The sequence below is a fragment of the Flexivirga sp. YIM B11880 genome (assembly GCF_058148645.1).
In genome coordinates, this window is record NZ_JBMAMH010000001.1 from 430,396 (window position 1) to 446,171 (window position 15,776).

Below are 15,776 nucleotides of genomic sequence, written 5' to 3' on the forward strand. Positions count from 1 at the left end.
TGCAGGCATGAGCGATATCGCGTTTGTCGCGACCGACATCGAGATCGACGGATTCGACCCCGGCGCCAACTCGATGCGCTCGTTCGCTTCGGTCGCGATCGACGCCACCGGCGCCGAACTCGGCCGCTTCGAGGCCGTGCTCGAACCGCTTCCCGGTTCCGCACCCAGCCCGGACACCTTGGCGTGGTTCCGCACCCAACCGCCCGAGGTATGGCGCGCCGCCACCGACAACCCGCAGCCGCCCGCTCGGGTGATGCAGAACTTCGCCAGTTGGGTGCAATCGTTCGGCTGCACAGCGCATTTCGTCGCTTCTCCGGTCGCCTTCGACGGCGGCTGGATCGACTTCTACCTGCGACGCTTCACGTCATACGGGCTCGTGATGGGACCGGATGCGACCGACGCACTCTTCACCGGCACGCTGTGCCTCCACTCGTATGCCGCGGGCGTGACCGGCGCCGCGCCCGCCACGTTCACCGTGCACGACCTCCCGAAGAGCTGGTTCGGCGACGTACCGCACACGCATCGTGCGATCGACGACGCGCTGGGGTACGCGAACCTGCTGCGGACGCTGCTCACGAAGCAGCACTGACCGCGCCGGAGCTCGCGGCGGTGTCGGCCGCGGCCGTCAGACGCGCCGGGAGGTTGTCCCAGCCACGGAGGACGCGGGTCGACCGACGCCTCGCGCCGGGCAACAGCTCGACCGTGCCGAAGCGGTCGTAGAACGCACGCAGCCCGACCTCACCTTCCATCCGGGCGAGCGCTGAGCCGAGGCAGTAGTGCCGTCCGGCGGAGAACGACAGGTGGTCGCGGGCATTCGCTCGTCGTATGTCGAAAAGGTGCGGGTTCTCGAACACCTTGGGGTCGCGGTTTGCGCCGGCGAGGACCGTGACGATCAATTCGCCCTGTTTCACCGGCTTTCCGACGATCTCCGTGTCACGCCCTGCCTGCCGGCCGGTGAGCAGCACCGGGGGGTCATAACGCAGCACTTCGTCGATCGCGTTGGGCCAGCGACCCGGCTCGGCACGCAGCAGCTCGACTTGGTCCGGGTGCTCGTCGAGCAGTCGGATGCCGTTGCCGAGCAGGTTGACGGTGGTCTCGAAGCCGGCGGCGAGCACCAGGCCGGCGGTGGCCTTCAGCTCCCGCTCGTTGAGTTGCGCTTCCTGGTCGCTGACCCGCACCAGCTGGCTGAAGAGGTCGTCCCCGGGGTGCTCACGCAAGTGCGCGAGGTGGCTCCCGAGCCAGTCGTCGAACTCGTCCAGCGCGTCCTCGACCTCGCGGAAACGACGCCACCGCAAGCCCATGTCCAGACTGGGCGCGGCCAGCGTGCCGAGCTTCAGCACCAGCGCCCGCTCCGTCGCCGGAACACCGAGGATCTGGGCGATCACCTCGACGGGCAGCTTTGCGCAGTAGGACTCCACCAGGTCGACCGGCCGCTCGGCCGGGATGGTGTCGAGCAACTCTGCCGCGATCTGCTCGGTGCGGTCGCGGAGCTTCTCGACCGCGCGAGCGGTGAACACCTGCGTCACCAGCTTGCGGTAGCGCGTGTGGTTCGGCGGCTCGACCGCGAGCAGTGAGGGTGCCTCGACCGGGTTGACGCCGTCTCGCTTGGCCCACCGCCCGAGCCGGCCCAGCACGGTGGCTTCCTCGAAGACGAATCCCGCATGAACGTCGTTGCTGCTCAACGTCTCTCGGACCGCTGCGTGGTCGACTGTGATGTGCCCGAGCCGCCACGGGGCAAGCGGCCCCTGTTCCCTGATCTCCGCGATCAGCGGCATCAGCTCCTGCGTGCTCATCCGCTCGGCGTCGGTCGTCATACGACCCTGCAAGTCACCGCGCCGGGCGGCGACGCGCATCAGCCGGCCCGGAAGTCCGTGGCCGAGACCCCAGCGCACACCGCGCTTCAACTCGCCGGTCGGCTTCATCGCGCCTCCGTTTTACGACAGGTGTAGTGGTTACTCCAGCGTAAGCACGAACGCGGCCACGCCGCTACCCCTCGCCTACGGTGGGTGCCATGCCGCACACACCCTCTCCTTCCGGTCGGGTCCGCGCCCGGGAGCTCGGGCTGGCACCGGGCACCGGCACTCCAGGTCCGACGAACACGATCGTCGACGTGCCGGGCGTGCGGGTCGGTCACGCCACGATCCATCAGGGCAGCCGGCTGCACACCGGCGTCACGGCGATCGTGCCGGACGCGGTGGACGTACCCCACGGCCGCCTCCCGGCCGGTCTCTTCGTCGGCAATGGTTACGGAAAGCTCGTCGGTGCAACACAATTGGTCGAGCTCGGCGAGATCGAGACGCCGATCCTGCTGACCGGGACCCTCTCGGCCTTCCGCGTCGCCGACGCGCTCGTCTCCTACGTGATCGGCAAACCCGGCAACGAAGGGGTGGAGTCGCTCAACCCGGTCGTCGGTGAGACCAACGACGGATACCTCTCCGACATACGCAGCCGGCCGATCACCGAGGCACACGTCTTCGAAGCACTCCGCACCGCGACCGGCGAACCGGTCGAGCAGGGCTGCGTTGGCGCGGGCAGCGGCACCGGCGCGCTCGGCTTCAAGGGCGGCATCGGCAGCGCCTCACGGCGGGTCGACCTGGGCGACCGCGGCTCGTGCACGGTCGGCGTGCTCGCGCAGACCAACTTCTCCGGCACGCTCACCGTCGCCGGGGTGCCGATCACCGTGCAGGAGGCACTCGGCGAGAAGGCGCTCGACCCGCGCCCAGAGGGGAATTCCTGCATGCTCGTGGTCGCGACGAACGCCGGCCTCGACGCGCGGCAGCTCCGCAGGGTGGCGAGTCGCGCGATCTTCGGTATGGCGCGCGCCGGCTCCGACTTCGCGCAGGGCAGCGGCGACTACGCGATCGCCTTCGACACCGCACCCCCGAGCGGTTTTCCCGACAACCGGCTCAACCCGCTGTTCTTCGCGGTGCAGGAAGCGGTCGCCGAGGCGATCCTCGACTCGCTCTTCCTGGCGACCACGACGTATGGCGTCGACGGACACGTCAGGCACGCCGTCCCGCTGGACTTCGTGGTCGAGAAGTGCCGCTCGGCGGGCGTTTTCGACCGGTGAGCACGAGCCGAGGTCTCAGTACGGCGTCCGCCGGCGCTCCGGCCTAGACCGACCCGGTACAAAAGGTGAGGCGGAGGTCCTCGCCGAGGTAGCGGTAGCCGAGCGCTCGATAGATCTTGTTGGACGTCGGGTTCGCCAGCTGGGTGTAGAGCATGCAGCTGTGGCCCTTGTCCTGCTCCCGGACGCTGGCCGCCACGACGACGGCGCTGGCGTAGCCGTTGCCGCGATGCGTCCGCGGCGTGTAGACGCCGGACACGCGCACCACGCCGCCGAACGCATCGCTCGCCCAGCACATCGCAACCGGGCGTTCGTCGACCACCCACAGGCTGACGTTGCCCAGGCCGATCTGCCGGCGGGCGGTGGCCTCCGGATCGTTCAGGCTGTCGCCGGTCTCGAGCATGAAGGCGCTGACCCACGACGCGACGAGGTCAACGTGGGATTCGCCCGCGAGGTGCGCCTCACCGACGACCGGCCAGGGGAGCCGGGCACGGACCGGCAGGTCGTAGACACCGATCGCCTCGCGACCGCGAACCCGCGTGCCGGTCGCCGGCAGGTAGCGGTCGGTGAACTCCTCCACTGCAGCCACCGGACCGTTGACACCGGGCACCGAGTCGCCTGCCGCAAGGAGGTGATCGGCGAGCGCTGCCGCCGTGCCCGGCACGTGCGCAGGGAGGTGCAACGGATGTGGCGGCGTCTGCATAGCGACGAGCGAGACCGGACCGGCGCCGTCCTGCACCCCCCACCAGCGGGGGTCGGTGAAGCGGCTCGGCTCCTTCTGCAACGATGCGGTGACCGTCGAAAACACCGAGTAGGCCACCGGATCGGCATCGACCAGCTCACCGGCGCACTCGATCGCCGCCGTGGGGTCGGTCAGGTCTCGCACGTGCCACTGGTCTGTCGCCATACCCGCATGCTGGCAGAGCGACCGCCTGCCAACCACCGAGTTACCCCGTGTCGGCTCAGCGGAACTGCGGCACGACCTCGTCGATGAACAGCTGCAGCGAGCGCTTCTTCTCCTCGTGCGTCATGCCGTTGTCGATCCAGTAGCTGAACTCGTCGACGCCCAGGTCGGCATACCCCTTGATGCGCTGCACGACCTCGTCCGGGGTGCCGATCATCGCCGACTTGTGCAGCGACTCGACCTCGAATTCCGGCTTGTCCGCGACGCTTTCGAGCGGGGACGGCTCCAGGAACCCGTTGGTGGGAGTCGTCCGGTTGCTCGCCCACGACCCGAACGTGCGGTAGTAGCGGCTGATCGCCTCGGCGCCGGCGCGCCAGCCGTCCGGGTCGGACGCCGGGTGCACGACGGTATGGCGCAACACCATCAGCTCCGGCGTGGCAGCACCCGGATGCGCGGCAACCGCCGCGTCCCGCTTGGCGACCAGGTCGGCGACCTCGGTGTCGTCCTTCATCAGCGGGGTGACCATCACGTTGCAACCCTGCTCGACGGCATACTCGTGCGACTCGGGCGATCGGGCGGCGACCCAGATCGGCGGCTGCGGGTTGACCGGCTTCGGCACGCTGGTCGAGGTCGGGAACTTCCAGACGTCGCCGTCGTGCGCGTAGTCGCCCTTCCACAGCTCGCGGATGGCCGGAATGATCTCCCGCATCGCCGCACCGCCTTCGGCCGCGGACATCCCACCGGCGAGCCGGTCGAACTCGAATTGGTAGGCGCCTCGGGCGATTCCGAGCTCCAGGCGTCCGTTGCTGATCACGTCGACGAGTGCTGCCTCGCCGGCGGCACGGACCGGGTTCCAGAACGGCGCGACGATCGTGCCGGCACCGAGGTGGATGTCCGTGGTGCGTGCCGCGAGGTAGGCCAGCGTCGGCATCGGGCTCGGCGAGATGGTGAACTCCATCGCGTGGTGCTCACCGATCCAGATGGTGCCGAAGCCGCCGGCTTCGGCGAGCAGTGACAGCTCCACCAGGTTCTCGAAAAGCTCCCGGTGAGAGACGGACTCGTCCCAGCGCTCCATGTGGACGAAGAGTGAAAATCGCATCAGCTGCGTGCCTTTCGTGGTGGCCTGAGGTCAGTGGGATGGTGGTGGGTCGGACAGCACCTCGTATGCCGCGGACCCGACGTGCCGGCGCATCGCGATCTCCGCGCCGATGCCGTCCTTCTGCTCGATGAGTTCCAGCACCGCCTGGTGCTCGGCGACGGATTGCCGCAACCGCCCGGGATGCTCGACGGTGCTGCGCACGAACCGGTGGTAGGCCAGCTGATTCATCAGCATCCGGTAGTGCTGGCTGAGCTTCTGGTTGTCGGCGCCGCGCACCAGGGTCTCGTGGAACTCCTTGACCAGTCCGGCATAGGTGTCGGCGTCCCGGCGGACGACCGCGTCCTCGGAGGACGCGACGTTCGCCTCGAGGATGCGCAGTTCCTCGGTGGGTCCGCGCTGGGCGAGCAGCCGGGCCGCCATACCCTCGAGCACTTCCTTCAGCCCGAAGAGTTCGACGATCTCCCGGCGGGACACCTGCCGCACGAAAGTGCCGACCTTTGGGCGAATCTCGACCAGACCTTCACCCTGGAGTTGCTTCAGCGCTTCCCGGATCGGTGTGCGGCTCACGTCGAAGTGCTCTGCCAGGCGCACTTCGGAGAGCGCGACGCCCGGTTCGTAGGCGCCGCTCAGCACCAGCTCGCGCATCCGGCTGAGCAGATCGGTCTCGGTGACGGCGTCCGGCGTGGGTGTGCTTCGCTGCATTTTCCGGACGGTACTCGACGAGGTCACCGGGTCAGCCCCGCATCACGAACGGGTCGCCGATCGGACCCTCATCGGTGTTGATCCAGACGCTCTTCAGCCGGCTGTACTCCTTGATCGTCTCCGTGCCGTGCTCGACGCCGACGCCGCTGCTCTTGAAGCCCTGCCGCGGCGACATCGGCGACATGGCGCGGTAGGTGTTGACCCAGACCGTGCCCGCGTCGAGTCGAGTGGCCATCCGGTGGGCACGCGCAAGATTGGTCGTCCACACGCCTGCGGCGAGGCCGTAGTCGGTGTCGTTGGCGAGCCGCACCACCTCGTCCTCGGTGGAGAAGCGCATGACCGCCGCGACCGGGCCGAAGATCTCCTCGCGCACCACGCGCATGTCGTTGGTGACGTCGGTCAGCACCGTCGGCTCGAAGAAGAAGCCGCCGAGGCCACCATCGCTCGAGGTCCCGCCGGTGAGCACCGTCGCGCCCTCGCTGCGGCCGAGGTCGACGTACGACGCCACCTTGTCGCGCTGGTCCCGGAAGGCGAGCGGCCCCAGCTCGGTCGCGTCGTCGAGCGGGTCCCCCAGCTTGATGGACTTGGCGCGCTCCGCGACACGGTCGAGCAGTTCGTCATACACCGACTCGTGCGCGAAGACCCGGCTGCCGGCGATGCAGGTCTGTCCGGCGGCGGCGAAAATGCCTGCGACGACACCCATTGCGGCGTTCTCCACGTTGGCGTCGTCGAAGACGATGTTGGGTGACTTGCCACCCAGCTCCAGGGTCGAGCCGATGAACCGGCCGGCAGTCGCCGACGCGATGCGCGAGCCGGTCAGCGTGCTGCCGGTGAAGGAGATCTTGGCGATCGACCGGTGGTCGACCAGCGCCTGGCCGGCTTCCGCGCCGAATCCGGTCACGACGTTGAGTGTCCCGTCCGGGAAGCCGGCCTCCGTCACGAGTTCGGCCAGTCGCAGCACCGACGCGGACGTGTGCTCCGACGGCTTGACCACCATGGTGTTGCCCATCGTGAGCGCGGGCGCCAGCTTGCTGGTGGTGAGGGTCAGGGGGGAGTTCCACGGCGTGATCGCGCCGACCACGCCGAGCGGCTCCCGCATCGTGTAGTTGAGGATCGCCCGGTTGGAGGCGGGGATCACCGATCCCTGGATCTTGTCGGCCAATCCGGCGTAGTAGTAGTAATACTCCGGCAGATTGGCCAGCTGGCCGCGCATCTCACGCAGCAGCTTGCCGTTGTCGAGGCTCTCGATCCGGGCGAGCTCATCGGCGTGCTCGCCGACCAGGTCGCCGAGCTTGCGCAGCAGGTGACCGCGCCCGGTCTGGCTCAGGTCGCGCCAGCGCGGGTCGTCGAAGGCGCGCTGCGCCGACTGCACCGCGCGGTCGACGTCCTCGGCGTTGCCGCGGGCGGCCCGGTAGATCTCCTGACCGTTGGCCGGGTTGATGCTGGCGAAGTACTCGCCGGACACCGGCAGCTCGTAACTGCCTGCAATGTAATGGTTTCGGGGTTCAGTCATGATGGGTTCCTTTGACGAAGGAGACGAGCTCACGGGTGAAGACATCGGGCAGCTGGACCGGGAGCATGTGCCGGGCGTCCGGCACCACCACCGCGGTGCAGCCCGGCATGCGGCTGGCCAGCCGATAGGTCATGTCCGGCGTCGAGCCGGGGTCGAGTTCGCCGGTGATCGCGAGCGACGGCTGGTGGATCCGTCGCAACTGCGGTGCCAGCGTTTCGTCCGCCGTCGCGAACACCCGGTAGCAGGCGAGGTATGACGCCAGGTCGTTCGCCAGCAGTGTCGCCCGAGTCCGTGCCACGACGTCCGGCGCGACGTCCGTGCCGGCATACCAGCGGTCGATCGACGCGTCGACCGACGCACCGAAATCACGCTCCGCCGCACGAAGTCGCCGCAGGACCGCCCAGCGCTCCTGTTCAGTGCGGTCACACACCGAGTTGACACACGTCAGGGTCGCCACTTTGTCCGGGCGCTGGATCGCGATCCACTGGGCGACCAGCGCACCGAGCGAGAATCCGACGAAATGTGCTGGTCCGTCGACGTTCTGGAGCACGTCGCAGGCCAGGTCCTCGAGCGTGGTGCCGGTCTCGGCCGGCTTGTTGGCACCGTGGCCCAACAGGTCCGGTGCCACGACGTGCAGGTCCTGCGGCAGGCGCGAGCTGACCGGTTCCCACATCTCGTGGTCCAGTCCCACCCCGTGCAACAGCACGACCGTCGATGTCGGCATCGGTGATCGGCCTACTGCTCGGTCGACAGCGCGGCGAGCCGCTGCTGCGGGCGGCCCTGGGCCGCGGCGGCCAGCCCGACGACGATCTCGTCCGGGTGGGGCGCGTCCGCGACTCGCACCTCGAGGGTCTGGTGGTGCGAGCGAATCGTGGCGTCGGTGAAGTGTTTCAGCGGCACGTCGAACATCACACCGGCCGGTCCGCGCTTCTCCACCGCGGGCAACAGGGTGCTTGCGTCGGTGGCCTTGCGGTAGTGGTCGCCGAACTTCAACGTGTGGATCAGTGCGGAGGCGTGCTCGATCTCGCCATCGAGGCCGACAATTGCCGCCTTGCCGTAGGCCTCGACCGGCGCACCGAGCAGCTCGACCACGCGCGGCGCCAGCAGCGCGCCCAGGTCGGATGCGGTGGCGTCGATGCCAGGACCGAGGTCTTCGACGAATCCTTGCCCGGCCCAGGGGTTCTCGATCACTGCGGCGACGAAGGCGACACGTGCGGCCGGTTCGACCGGCCGACCGCCTTCGGCGCAGGTCTCCTCGACGATCGAGATGATCTTGCGGACGTTCATGACTTCTCCTTGAGGGTCGCGACCGTCACCACCGGATCGGTGGTGCGGTCTCCGATGCGGGGATGCGGCCGTCCTCCCGTGGACGCGGCCGCCAGGACGACGATCTCGTCCGCGTGCGGCATGTCCGGGAGGGAGGCGGTGACGGTCTGGTAGTGGCTCCGGGTGGCGGCGTGCGTCTTGTGCCACATCGGCACCACGAAGCTGGTGCCCGCTTCGCCGCGCGCGTCCGCGAAGCAGATGATCGACTGGCCGTCGAGGAACTCGCGCAGCAGGTTGCCGAAGTAGGGCGTGTGGATCAGCGCGCCGCCGTGCTCGATCTCACCGGCCGTGCCAACGACCGCCGCCTTGCCGAACGCCTCGATCCGGTCGACGCCGCCGAGCGCCTCGATGAGCCGGGCGGAGATGAGCTCCGCGAGCACCGGAGCCACCTGCTCGACCTCGGGTGCCAGGTCACGATCCGGGGTGGTGCCCAGCCACGGGTTGCGCAGCACCGCCGCGACGACGCCGCGACGGGCCCCGGTCGCCGGCGCCATACCGCCTTCGAGCAGCAGCTCGTCGGTCTGCACCATGAGCTTGCGCAGACCCCACTCGTCGCGCAGCCGATCGACGTGGCCGGCATCGGTCGCGGCTGCGACTCGGGTGTCCGTCACGGTGGTCATGTCACCCCTTCTCTCGAGTCTGTCTGTCCGGTCGGTATGCCGGGCCGGCTCGCGGCCGAAGCTGCATACATGATGTTTCGGACGGTCACGCTCTTGTATGCATTGAAGCTACGCCAGCAGGTCACGTCCGTCAACCATGCAAGTGCTGCTCGTCGACGCGACGATCGCGTAATGGCAACTAATCTTGTTGCAATCGCGCCGAATCTGCGGTCTCCAATGGGCCGCCAACGATCCGTCGTGCGTCGATCGACTCAGAAATTTTCGCTCGCGCTCTTGACTTTGTTGCATGGCAGTAGCCACATTTGTGTCATGCACCACATGACCTCTGAGACCCTGCAGGACCTCTGGACCGCGGTTTGGGACCGTGGCGAGGTCGACGTCCTCGACCGGGTCCTGGCGCCGGACTACGTGCGGACCAACAGCGTCTCGCGGGCGCAGACGACGGGGGACGCGCTGAAGGCGGAGATCACCCAGATCCGCACGGGATTCCCCGACCTGCGCACCACGATCGACTCGATCGTGATGGACGACGACCACGTCGCCGTGTTCTGGACGTCGGTGGGCACGCACACCGAGACCTTCCTCGGCGTCCCACCCACCGGTGCCCGGGTGCGCACCTCCGGATCGAACTTCATGACCCTGCGCGACGACCGGCTCGCCTCCGAGCAGGTGACCTGGGACGGCAGTGAGCTGCTGGCCTCGCTGGGCGTGCGGTCGCTGCGCGACGCGGCGCCGGTGCCGGAGGGCCAGCAGAGCATCGTGGCGCCGCTGCGCGGCGAGCCGGACCCGGAGCTGATGAAGGGCTTCAACCGGCAGTTCGTCACCGGCGTCACGGTGGTCACCACCACCGACGCCACGGGTGCGCCGCGCGGGCTGGCGGTCAACGCCTACTCGTCCATCTCGCTCGAGCCGCCGTTGGTCATGGTGTGCGTGCAGAAGACCTCGTCGACCTATTCCGCGCTCTTCTCGGCCGACCACCTCGGCATCAACATCCTGGCCGCGAACCAGTCCGACGTCGTCGCCAGCTTCGCCCGCAGCGGGCACGACAAGTTCGCCGGCCTCGCCTGGCACGAGGGACCGGACGGCAGCCCACTCATCGACGGGTCCTCCGCCGCACTCGAGGCGGAGATCCGCGAGCGCTACCAGGCCCAGACGCACACCGTTTTCGTCTGCCGCGTGCGGCACGCCGAGGTGAGCGGCGACGACCCGATGATCTACCGCGCCGGGAAGTTCTACACCGGCTCGCAACTCACGCCGATCTCCTGAGCAGACCGGCCACCCACCTCCGCCCGATCCCACCTTCACCGAACGGACTTCCCATGAAAGGCATTTCGATGGCACCGGACACGGCACGGCCTCCTGCCGCCGCTCCCGTTGAACAGCAGCGGGACTTCGAATATCGCAGCCAGGTCGCAGTCGTCGAGCCGTACGGCGTCGACGCGATCCCCGACTCCGAGCGGCACGGCCGCCCGGTGTCACAGTTCTTCATCTGGTTCGCCGCCGGCATGAACTTTCCGATCATGGTGCTGGGCTTCAGCGCCATCGGCATGGGCCTCTCGCTGACCGCAGCGGTGACCGCGATCCTGGCCGGCTCGTTCGTGGGCGCGGTCGTCATGGGCATCCTGTCCCGGATGGGCGGCCGCCTCGGCGTCGCGCAACAGATCCAGGCCCGCGGCCCGCTCGGCTTCTTCGGCAACTTCGTGCCGGTGGCCTATGTCAACGTCTTCGCCGGCATCGGCTGGGCCGCGGTGACCATCATCCTGGGCGCGCAGGCGTTGCACTCGCTCGTGCCCGCCATACCGACCTGGCTCTCCGGCCTGGTGCTGGTGCTCGTGCAGCTGACCGTCGCGGTGTACGGCTACAACATGATCCACTTCCTGGAGCGGATTCTGGCGGTCGTGCTGGGCTGCGGCTTCGTGATGATCACGGTCGTCTCGCTGGCGCGCAGCTCCGGCGGCAACTTCGGCGCCAACCCGCACGCGAGCGGCTTCATCGGCAGCACCGGTGGCTGGATCACCTTCGCCGGCTACTTCCTCTCCTTCCTCATCGCCTGGTGGCCGTTCGCGTCCGACTACTCCCGCTACCTGCCGGACACCAACAAGGTCAGCCGCGGCACCGGCTTCTGGACCTTCCTCGGCAACTTCGTCTCGCTGTCCTGGCTCGGCATCGCCGGCGTCATCCTGGGCAGTTCGGCCGCCGCGGGTGAGTCACCGATCGAGGCCCTGCACCGGCTGACCGGACCCTTCGCGACACCGGCGCTGCTGACCGTCCTGCTGTCGTCGTTCTCGCAGAACTTCCTGAACGTGTATGGCGGAGCCATCTCCATCCAGACGCTGCGCATCCCGGTCAGCCGCCGCACCGCCGTCATCGCGATCTGCGCCGTCGCCTACGTGATCAGCCTCTGGGCCGACGCGGAGTTCGAGGCGAAGTTCAAGAACTTCCTCTTCCTCGGTGCCTACCTGATCGCACCGTTCGGCGCGATCCTGCTGCTGGACTACGTGCTCAACAAGCGGCACGACCGGGCGCGCACCCAGGAGCTCTACGACTCCCGGCGCGTGCTGGAGTGGGGCTTCGTCGCCTGGCTCATCGGTGCCGCCGCGTCCTCGCCGTTCTGGAACCTGTCCTTCTACACCGGTCCGTTCGCAAAGGCGCACCCCGGCGCCGGTGACCTGAGCTACTTCGTCGGATTCGGTGCGGGCGCAGTGGCGTTCGTCCTGCTCCACCGGCTGCCCGCCCTGTGGCATCGGGCGACACCGGTCTTCGAGCACGAGAGTGCAGCCGACTCCCCCGCGCACATCGCGCAAGCCGGCGACGTGCACTGAGCCCGCGCTCCCCTCGGCCATGCCGGACGTGCTCGACAGGCACGTCCGGCATGGCCGCCCCACGTCATCGGAGAGGTTGCCCTGCAAGACTGGGTGCGACCAACGACGAAGGGGCACAGCGACGTGGCGATCGAAGGCGGAGAACGGCCGATCGAGGAGGGCGTGCGCACCGACTTCCGGTCCCGGATGGATTACGGCGGCTACCTCGACCTCGCCAAGCTGCTGGACGCGCAGCACCCGGTGAGCGACCCGGTGCATCCCGACGAGCTGCTCTTCATCATCCAGCACCAGACGACCGAGCTGTGGTTCAAGCTCGTGTTGCACGAGTTGGAAGCGGTCCGCACCTACCTGCAGGACGACGACGTCAGCCGGGCGCGCAAGGGCATCGCCCGGGTCAAGCACATCTTCCGCACGCTGGCCGAGCAGTGGTCGGTGCTCGCGACTCTCACGCCGAGCGAATATGCAGAGTTTCGAGGGTTTCTCGGCTCTGCCTCCGGTTTCCAGTCCTACCAGTACCGTTGTGTGGAGTTCATCCTCGGCAACAAGAACGCCGGCATGCTGCGCGTGTTCGAGGCCAACCCGCAGCATCACGCGGGACTCACCGAGCTGCTGCAGTCGCCCACCGTGTATGACGCGTTCCTGCATTTCGTCGCCTCGCGCGGCCACGACGTGCCGGACGAGATCCTGCACCGGGATGTCACCAAGGCGTGGGTGGAGCAGCCCGCGCTCATCCCGCTCTTCCAGCAGGTCTACGAGGACCCGGGCGCGCACTGGGCGGAATACGCCATGTGCGAGGACCTGGTCGACCTCGAGGACGCGTTCCAGTTCTGGCGGTTCCGGCACCTGCGCACGGTCCAGCGCACGATCGGCTACAAGAAGGGCACCGGCGGCAGTTCCGGCGTGGACTTCCTCAAGCGGGCCCTCGACCTGACGTTCTTCCCCGAGCTCTACTCGGTACGCACCGAGATCGGAGAATGAAATGAGCGGGTCCTCGCCCAGCTGCCGGAACACCTTGTCGCGCAAGCACACTCGCTCGACGAAGCTGACCCGCTCGCGGCATACCGCGACGAGTTCGTGCGGTCGGACGACGTCGTGGCCTACCTCGACGGCAACTCGTTGGGCCGCCCTCTCACGGTCACCCGCGACCGCCTCGCGGGTTTCGTCCAGGACGACTGGGGCGACCGACTGATCCGGGCCTGGGACGAGACGTGGATGGATCTGCCGTTGCAGCTCGGCGACACGATCGGCCGGGTGGCGCTCGGCGCCGAGCCCGGCCAGACGGTGGTCGCCGACTCCACGACCGTGCTCCTCTACAAGGTCGCGCGTGGCGCGGTCGAGGCGCAGCCCGGACGCCACGAGATCGTCGCGGACACCGAGAACTTCCCGACCGACCGCTACCTCGTCCAGGGCATCGCCGCCGAACTCGGCCTGACCATTCGCTGGATCGAACCCGACCCGGCCTCGGGCGTCACCGCCGACGAGGTGCGCGCCGCCGTCTCCGCCGACACCTCATTGGTGCTGCTCAGCCACATCGCCTACAAGTCCGCGCACATCGCGGACCTGCCCGCGATCACCCGGATCGCGCACGACGCCGGTGCGTTCGTGCTGTGGGACCTGTGCCACTCCGTCGGCCTGCTGCCGATCGAGCTGGACGCCAGCGGTGTCGACTTCGCCGTCGGCTGCACCTACAAGTACCTCAACGGCGGACCCGGCGCGCCCGCCTTCGGGTATGTCGCAAAAGCCCTGCAGGACAACGTTGTCCAGCCGATCCACGGCTGGATGGGCCACGCCGAGCCGTTCACGATGGGCCCGTCATACACGCCCTCCACCGGGATGCGTCGCTTCATCAGCGGCACACCGCCGATCCTCGGGATGCTGCCGATGCAGGACATGCTGGAGCTCGTGGAGCGGGCCGGCACCGAGGCGATCCGGGAGAAGTCGATCCGGCTGACCGAGTTCGTGATCGAGGTCGCCGACGAGGCACTTGCGCCGCTCGGCGTGGCCGTCGCGTCGCCCCGCGATCCGACGGTCCGGGGCGGTCACGTCACCCTGGAGCACGATGCGATGCAGGGCGCGATCGCGCAGCTGTGGCAACGCGGCGTCATACCCGACTTCCGCCGGCCGCGGGGCCTGCGTGCTGGAATGTCTCCGCTGTCAACCAGTTTCGTCGAGGTCGCCACGGCAATGGCCTACCTGCACGAGATCCTCAGCGATTGGGGCTAGGCTCAGCCGACGCCCGGACGCGTCGTGCGACGGACGGCGCGATGTGCCGGTAATCGCTCGGATCGACCGGCAGCAGCCATTGCTTCGCCCGGGTCGCGGCGCTGACGTCGACTCCGACGTCGGACAGCACCTCGTCGATGTTGTGCACCGAGAACGGAATGATGTTGGTGCCGTGCGCGTGTTGTCCGCGCGTCCGTTCGCGCATCCAGGCGAGGCGTTCCGTCACCTGCTCGAGCATCTCCTGCCGGCTCGGCACTGAGTGGTTGCCACCGAGCAGCGAACCGATCCAGATGGCGGACACCTCCGCGGACAACGGTGAGAAGAAGGACGAGTTGTAGCCCGCGAAGCTGAGATCGGGGACGTCGACGGGGTGGATCTGCCGGTAGAGCAGATAGTCGCCCTGGTCGTTGGTGATGCGATCCATCACCTCCTGCGGGAGGAAGGGCAGGTCCTGCTTCCAGCCGGTCGCCGCCAGCACCACGTCGGCAGGCAGCTCCGACCCGTCGGACAGTTCTGCTGCGGGTGTGCCGTCCCGCTCCACGAACTGCCGGATCGTGGTGTCCCGTTTGACGCGGATCCTGCCCTGCTCGACGCCCTCGAAGAAGCCTTCCGAGGCGAGCGACACCGTCGAGCGGGCTATGTCGGAGAACGTGCCTCGTGGGGTCAGGCCGAGCGCGGAGAGTTTGAGCTGCTTGCTGGTGACCTTCTCAACGCTGCCCAGCATTCGGCCCGCGAGCGCCGAGTTTCGCGCGTGCAGAAGGCGTTCCGGACCGGACACCGAGCGATAGCGGAAGAGCCCTTCACCCATTCGGGTGAGCATGAGGTACTTGTAGTTGAGCACCCCGGAGACCTTGCGGGGCATCTTCCACAGCAGCTCACGGGCGACCACCGTCGTCGAGGCTGCGACCTTGGAGACCTCGACGGTGATGTCGCAGGCCGACTTTCCGTAGCCGACGACGATCACGTGTTTGCCGCGAACCTCGTCCAGGCTGTGCCAATCGCTCGCCGCGCGCAGATCGCCACCCAGTTTCGTGAAGACGTCGGTGTTCTCGAAGGGCGGGATGAACGGTCGCGAGAAGATGCCGCTGGCGAGCACCAGATGCTCGAAGTGCGTTGTCTGCGTTCCTGACCCGCCGGCTTCGCTGGACGTCGTGGTGACGTCCCAGCCACCGCCCGGCGCCGGCTCGGCCCGGTCGACCGCGGTGTTCAGCCGGACCAGCTCGTGCAGATCGAACTTGCTGGCGTACAGCTCGAGATAGGCCTGCACCTGCTCACCGGACGGCCACTCCGGGTAGTCGTCGGGCATCGGCAGATCGGACAGCGCGTAGGTGCCTTTGTTGTTCTGCGTCTTCAACCCCGGGTAGCGGCGAGTGGCACTCCACACGCCACCGATGTCGGGCGTCTTCTCGAAAACGGTGACGTCGTGGCCGAATTCGCGCAGCACCTTGGCGCTGGACAGGCCGGCGAAGCCGGCACCCACGATGGCGATCTTCATGATGG

15 protein-coding genes are annotated in these 15,776 nt (G+C 68.1%); 6 read left to right on the forward strand and 9 right to left on the reverse strand.

Annotation, left to right across the window (positions count from 1 at the left end):
* Positions 1–7: 7 nt before the first annotated feature.
* Positions 8–589: a 3'-5' exonuclease family protein gene (locus ACN8HC_RS02055; protein WP_490073204.1), complete on the forward strand. Its 582-nt coding sequence runs from the start codon at positions 8–10 to the stop codon at positions 587–589.
* On the opposite strand, the gene ACN8HC_RS02060 is transcribed toward ACN8HC_RS02055, so the two are convergent.
* The gene (locus ACN8HC_RS02060; RefSeq protein WP_490073205.1) at positions 573–1,922 is read right to left on the reverse strand and encodes a cytochrome P450; all 1,350 of its coding nucleotides are present in this window, start codon (positions 1,920–1,922) and stop codon (positions 573–575) included. The genes ACN8HC_RS02055 and ACN8HC_RS02060 overlap by 17 nt on opposite strands.
* Before the next feature lie 89 nt (positions 1,923–2,011).
* On the opposite strand from ACN8HC_RS02060, the gene ACN8HC_RS02065 reads away from it, so the two are divergent.
* A complete protein-coding gene (locus ACN8HC_RS02065; protein ID WP_490073206.1) occupies positions 2,012–3,070 on the forward strand; it encodes a P1 family peptidase in 1,059 nt (352 codons plus the stop codon).
* A gap of 43 nt (positions 3,071–3,113) precedes the next feature.
* On the opposite strand, the gene ACN8HC_RS02070 is transcribed toward ACN8HC_RS02065, so the two are convergent.
* The 7 genes from ACN8HC_RS02070 to ACN8HC_RS02100 are packed head-to-tail and all read right to left on the reverse strand — an operon-like array spanning position 3,114 to position 9,231.
* Complete coding sequence (locus ACN8HC_RS02070; RefSeq protein ID WP_490073207.1) at positions 3,114–3,974, reverse strand: GNAT family N-acetyltransferase; 861 nt, start codon at positions 3,972–3,974, stop codon at positions 3,114–3,116.
* Positions 3,975–4,029: 55 nt separating this feature from the next.
* The gene (locus ACN8HC_RS02075) at positions 4,030–5,070 is read right to left on the reverse strand and encodes an LLM class flavin-dependent oxidoreductase (RefSeq protein WP_490073208.1); all 1,041 of its coding nucleotides are present in this window, start codon (positions 5,068–5,070) and stop codon (positions 4,030–4,032) included.
* 30 nt (positions 5,071–5,100) lie between these two features.
* Positions 5,101–5,772 (reverse strand): GntR family transcriptional regulator, encoded by a 672-nt coding sequence (locus ACN8HC_RS02080; protein ID WP_490073209.1) that lies wholly within the window; start codon positions 5,770–5,772, stop codon positions 5,101–5,103.
* 31 nt (positions 5,773–5,803) lie between these two features.
* Positions 5,804–7,285: an aldehyde dehydrogenase gene (locus ACN8HC_RS02085; RefSeq protein ID WP_490073210.1), complete on the reverse strand. Its 1,482-nt coding sequence runs from the start codon at positions 7,283–7,285 to the stop codon at positions 5,804–5,806.
* A complete protein-coding gene (locus ACN8HC_RS02090) occupies positions 7,278–8,009 on the reverse strand; it encodes an alpha/beta fold hydrolase (RefSeq protein ID WP_490073211.1) in 732 nt (243 codons plus the stop codon). The genes ACN8HC_RS02085 and ACN8HC_RS02090 overlap by 8 nt, the downstream gene beginning before the upstream one ends.
* An 11-nt stretch (positions 8,010–8,020) precedes the next feature.
* A complete protein-coding gene (locus tag ACN8HC_RS02095; RefSeq protein ID WP_490073212.1) occupies positions 8,021–8,572 on the reverse strand; it encodes an amino acid synthesis family protein in 552 nt (183 codons plus the stop codon).
* Positions 8,569–9,231 (reverse strand): amino acid synthesis family protein, encoded by a 663-nt coding sequence (locus ACN8HC_RS02100; RefSeq protein ID WP_490073213.1) that lies wholly within the window; start codon positions 9,229–9,231, stop codon positions 8,569–8,571. The genes ACN8HC_RS02095 and ACN8HC_RS02100 overlap by 4 nt, the downstream gene beginning before the upstream one ends.
* A 318-nt stretch (positions 9,232–9,549) precedes the next feature.
* On the opposite strand from ACN8HC_RS02100, the gene ACN8HC_RS02105 reads away from it, so the two are divergent.
* The 4 genes from ACN8HC_RS02105 (at position 9,550) to ACN8HC_RS02120 (ending at position 14,276) form a co-directional block, all read left to right on the forward strand.
* Positions 9,550–10,497, forward strand: a complete 948-nt coding sequence (locus ACN8HC_RS02105) for a flavin reductase (protein WP_490073214.1) — start codon at positions 9,550–9,552, stop codon at positions 10,495–10,497.
* Between the two features lie 53 nt (positions 10,498–10,550).
* Positions 10,551–12,053, forward strand: coding sequence for a purine-cytosine permease family protein (locus ACN8HC_RS02110; protein WP_490073215.1), 1,503 nt, complete (start codon positions 10,551–10,553; stop codon positions 12,051–12,053).
* 123 nt (positions 12,054–12,176) lie between these two features.
* The gene (locus ACN8HC_RS02115; RefSeq protein ID WP_490073216.1) at positions 12,177–13,031 is read left to right on the forward strand and encodes a tryptophan 2,3-dioxygenase; all 855 of its coding nucleotides are present in this window, start codon (positions 12,177–12,179) and stop codon (positions 13,029–13,031) included.
* Between the two features lie 21 nt (positions 13,032–13,052).
* Positions 13,053–14,276 (forward strand): kynureninase, encoded by a 1,224-nt coding sequence (locus ACN8HC_RS02120; RefSeq protein WP_490073676.1) that lies wholly within the window; start codon positions 13,053–13,055, stop codon positions 14,274–14,276.
* Here ACN8HC_RS02120 and ACN8HC_RS02125 read toward each other — a convergent pair.
* A complete protein-coding gene (locus tag ACN8HC_RS02125; protein WP_490073217.1) occupies positions 14,260–15,771 on the reverse strand; it encodes a flavin-containing monooxygenase in 1,512 nt (503 codons plus the stop codon). The two genes, ACN8HC_RS02120 and ACN8HC_RS02125, sit on opposite strands and share 17 nt — an antisense overlap.
* Between the last annotated feature and the right edge of the window lie 5 nt (positions 15,772–15,776).

What these genes read in the sequence shown, in the direction of transcription:
- ACN8HC_RS02055 (WP_490073204.1), top strand. Translation starts at nt 8, where the DNA reads ATGAGCGATATCGCGTTTGTCGCGACCGACATCGAGATCGACGGATTC.
- ACN8HC_RS02060 (WP_490073205.1), bottom strand. Translation starts at nt 1,922, where the DNA reads ATGAAGCCGACCGGCGAGTTGAAGCGCGGTGTGCGCTGGGGTCTCGGC.
- ACN8HC_RS02065 (WP_490073206.1), top strand. Translation starts at nt 2,012, where the DNA reads ATGCCGCACACACCCTCTCCTTCCGGTCGGGTCCGCGCCCGGGAGCTC.
- ACN8HC_RS02070 (WP_490073207.1), bottom strand. Translation starts at nt 3,974, where the DNA reads ATGGCGACAGACCAGTGGCACGTGCGAGACCTGACCGACCCCACGGCG.
- ACN8HC_RS02075 (WP_490073208.1), bottom strand. Translation starts at nt 5,070, where the DNA reads ATGCGATTTTCACTCTTCGTCCACATGGAGCGCTGGGACGAGTCCGTC.
- ACN8HC_RS02080 (WP_490073209.1), bottom strand. Translation starts at nt 5,772, where the DNA reads ATGCAGCGAAGCACACCCACGCCGGACGCCGTCACCGAGACCGATCTG.
- ACN8HC_RS02085 (WP_490073210.1), bottom strand. Translation starts at nt 7,285, where the DNA reads ATGACTGAACCCCGAAACCATTACATTGCAGGCAGTTACGAGCTGCCG.
- ACN8HC_RS02090 (WP_490073211.1), bottom strand. Translation starts at nt 8,009, where the DNA reads ATGCCGACATCGACGGTCGTGCTGTTGCACGGGGTGGGACTGGACCAC.
- ACN8HC_RS02095 (WP_490073212.1), bottom strand. Translation starts at nt 8,572, where the DNA reads ATGAACGTCCGCAAGATCATCTCGATCGTCGAGGAGACCTGCGCCGAA.
- ACN8HC_RS02100 (WP_490073213.1), bottom strand. Translation starts at nt 9,231, where the DNA reads ATGACCACCGTGACGGACACCCGAGTCGCAGCCGCGACCGATGCCGGC.
- ACN8HC_RS02105 (WP_490073214.1), top strand. Translation starts at nt 9,550, where the DNA reads ATGACCTCTGAGACCCTGCAGGACCTCTGGACCGCGGTTTGGGACCGT.
- ACN8HC_RS02110 (WP_490073215.1), top strand. Translation starts at nt 10,551, where the DNA reads ATGAAAGGCATTTCGATGGCACCGGACACGGCACGGCCTCCTGCCGCC.
- ACN8HC_RS02125 (WP_490073217.1), bottom strand. Translation starts at nt 15,771, where the DNA reads ATGAAGATCGCCATCGTGGGTGCCGGCTTCGCCGGCCTGTCCAGCGCC.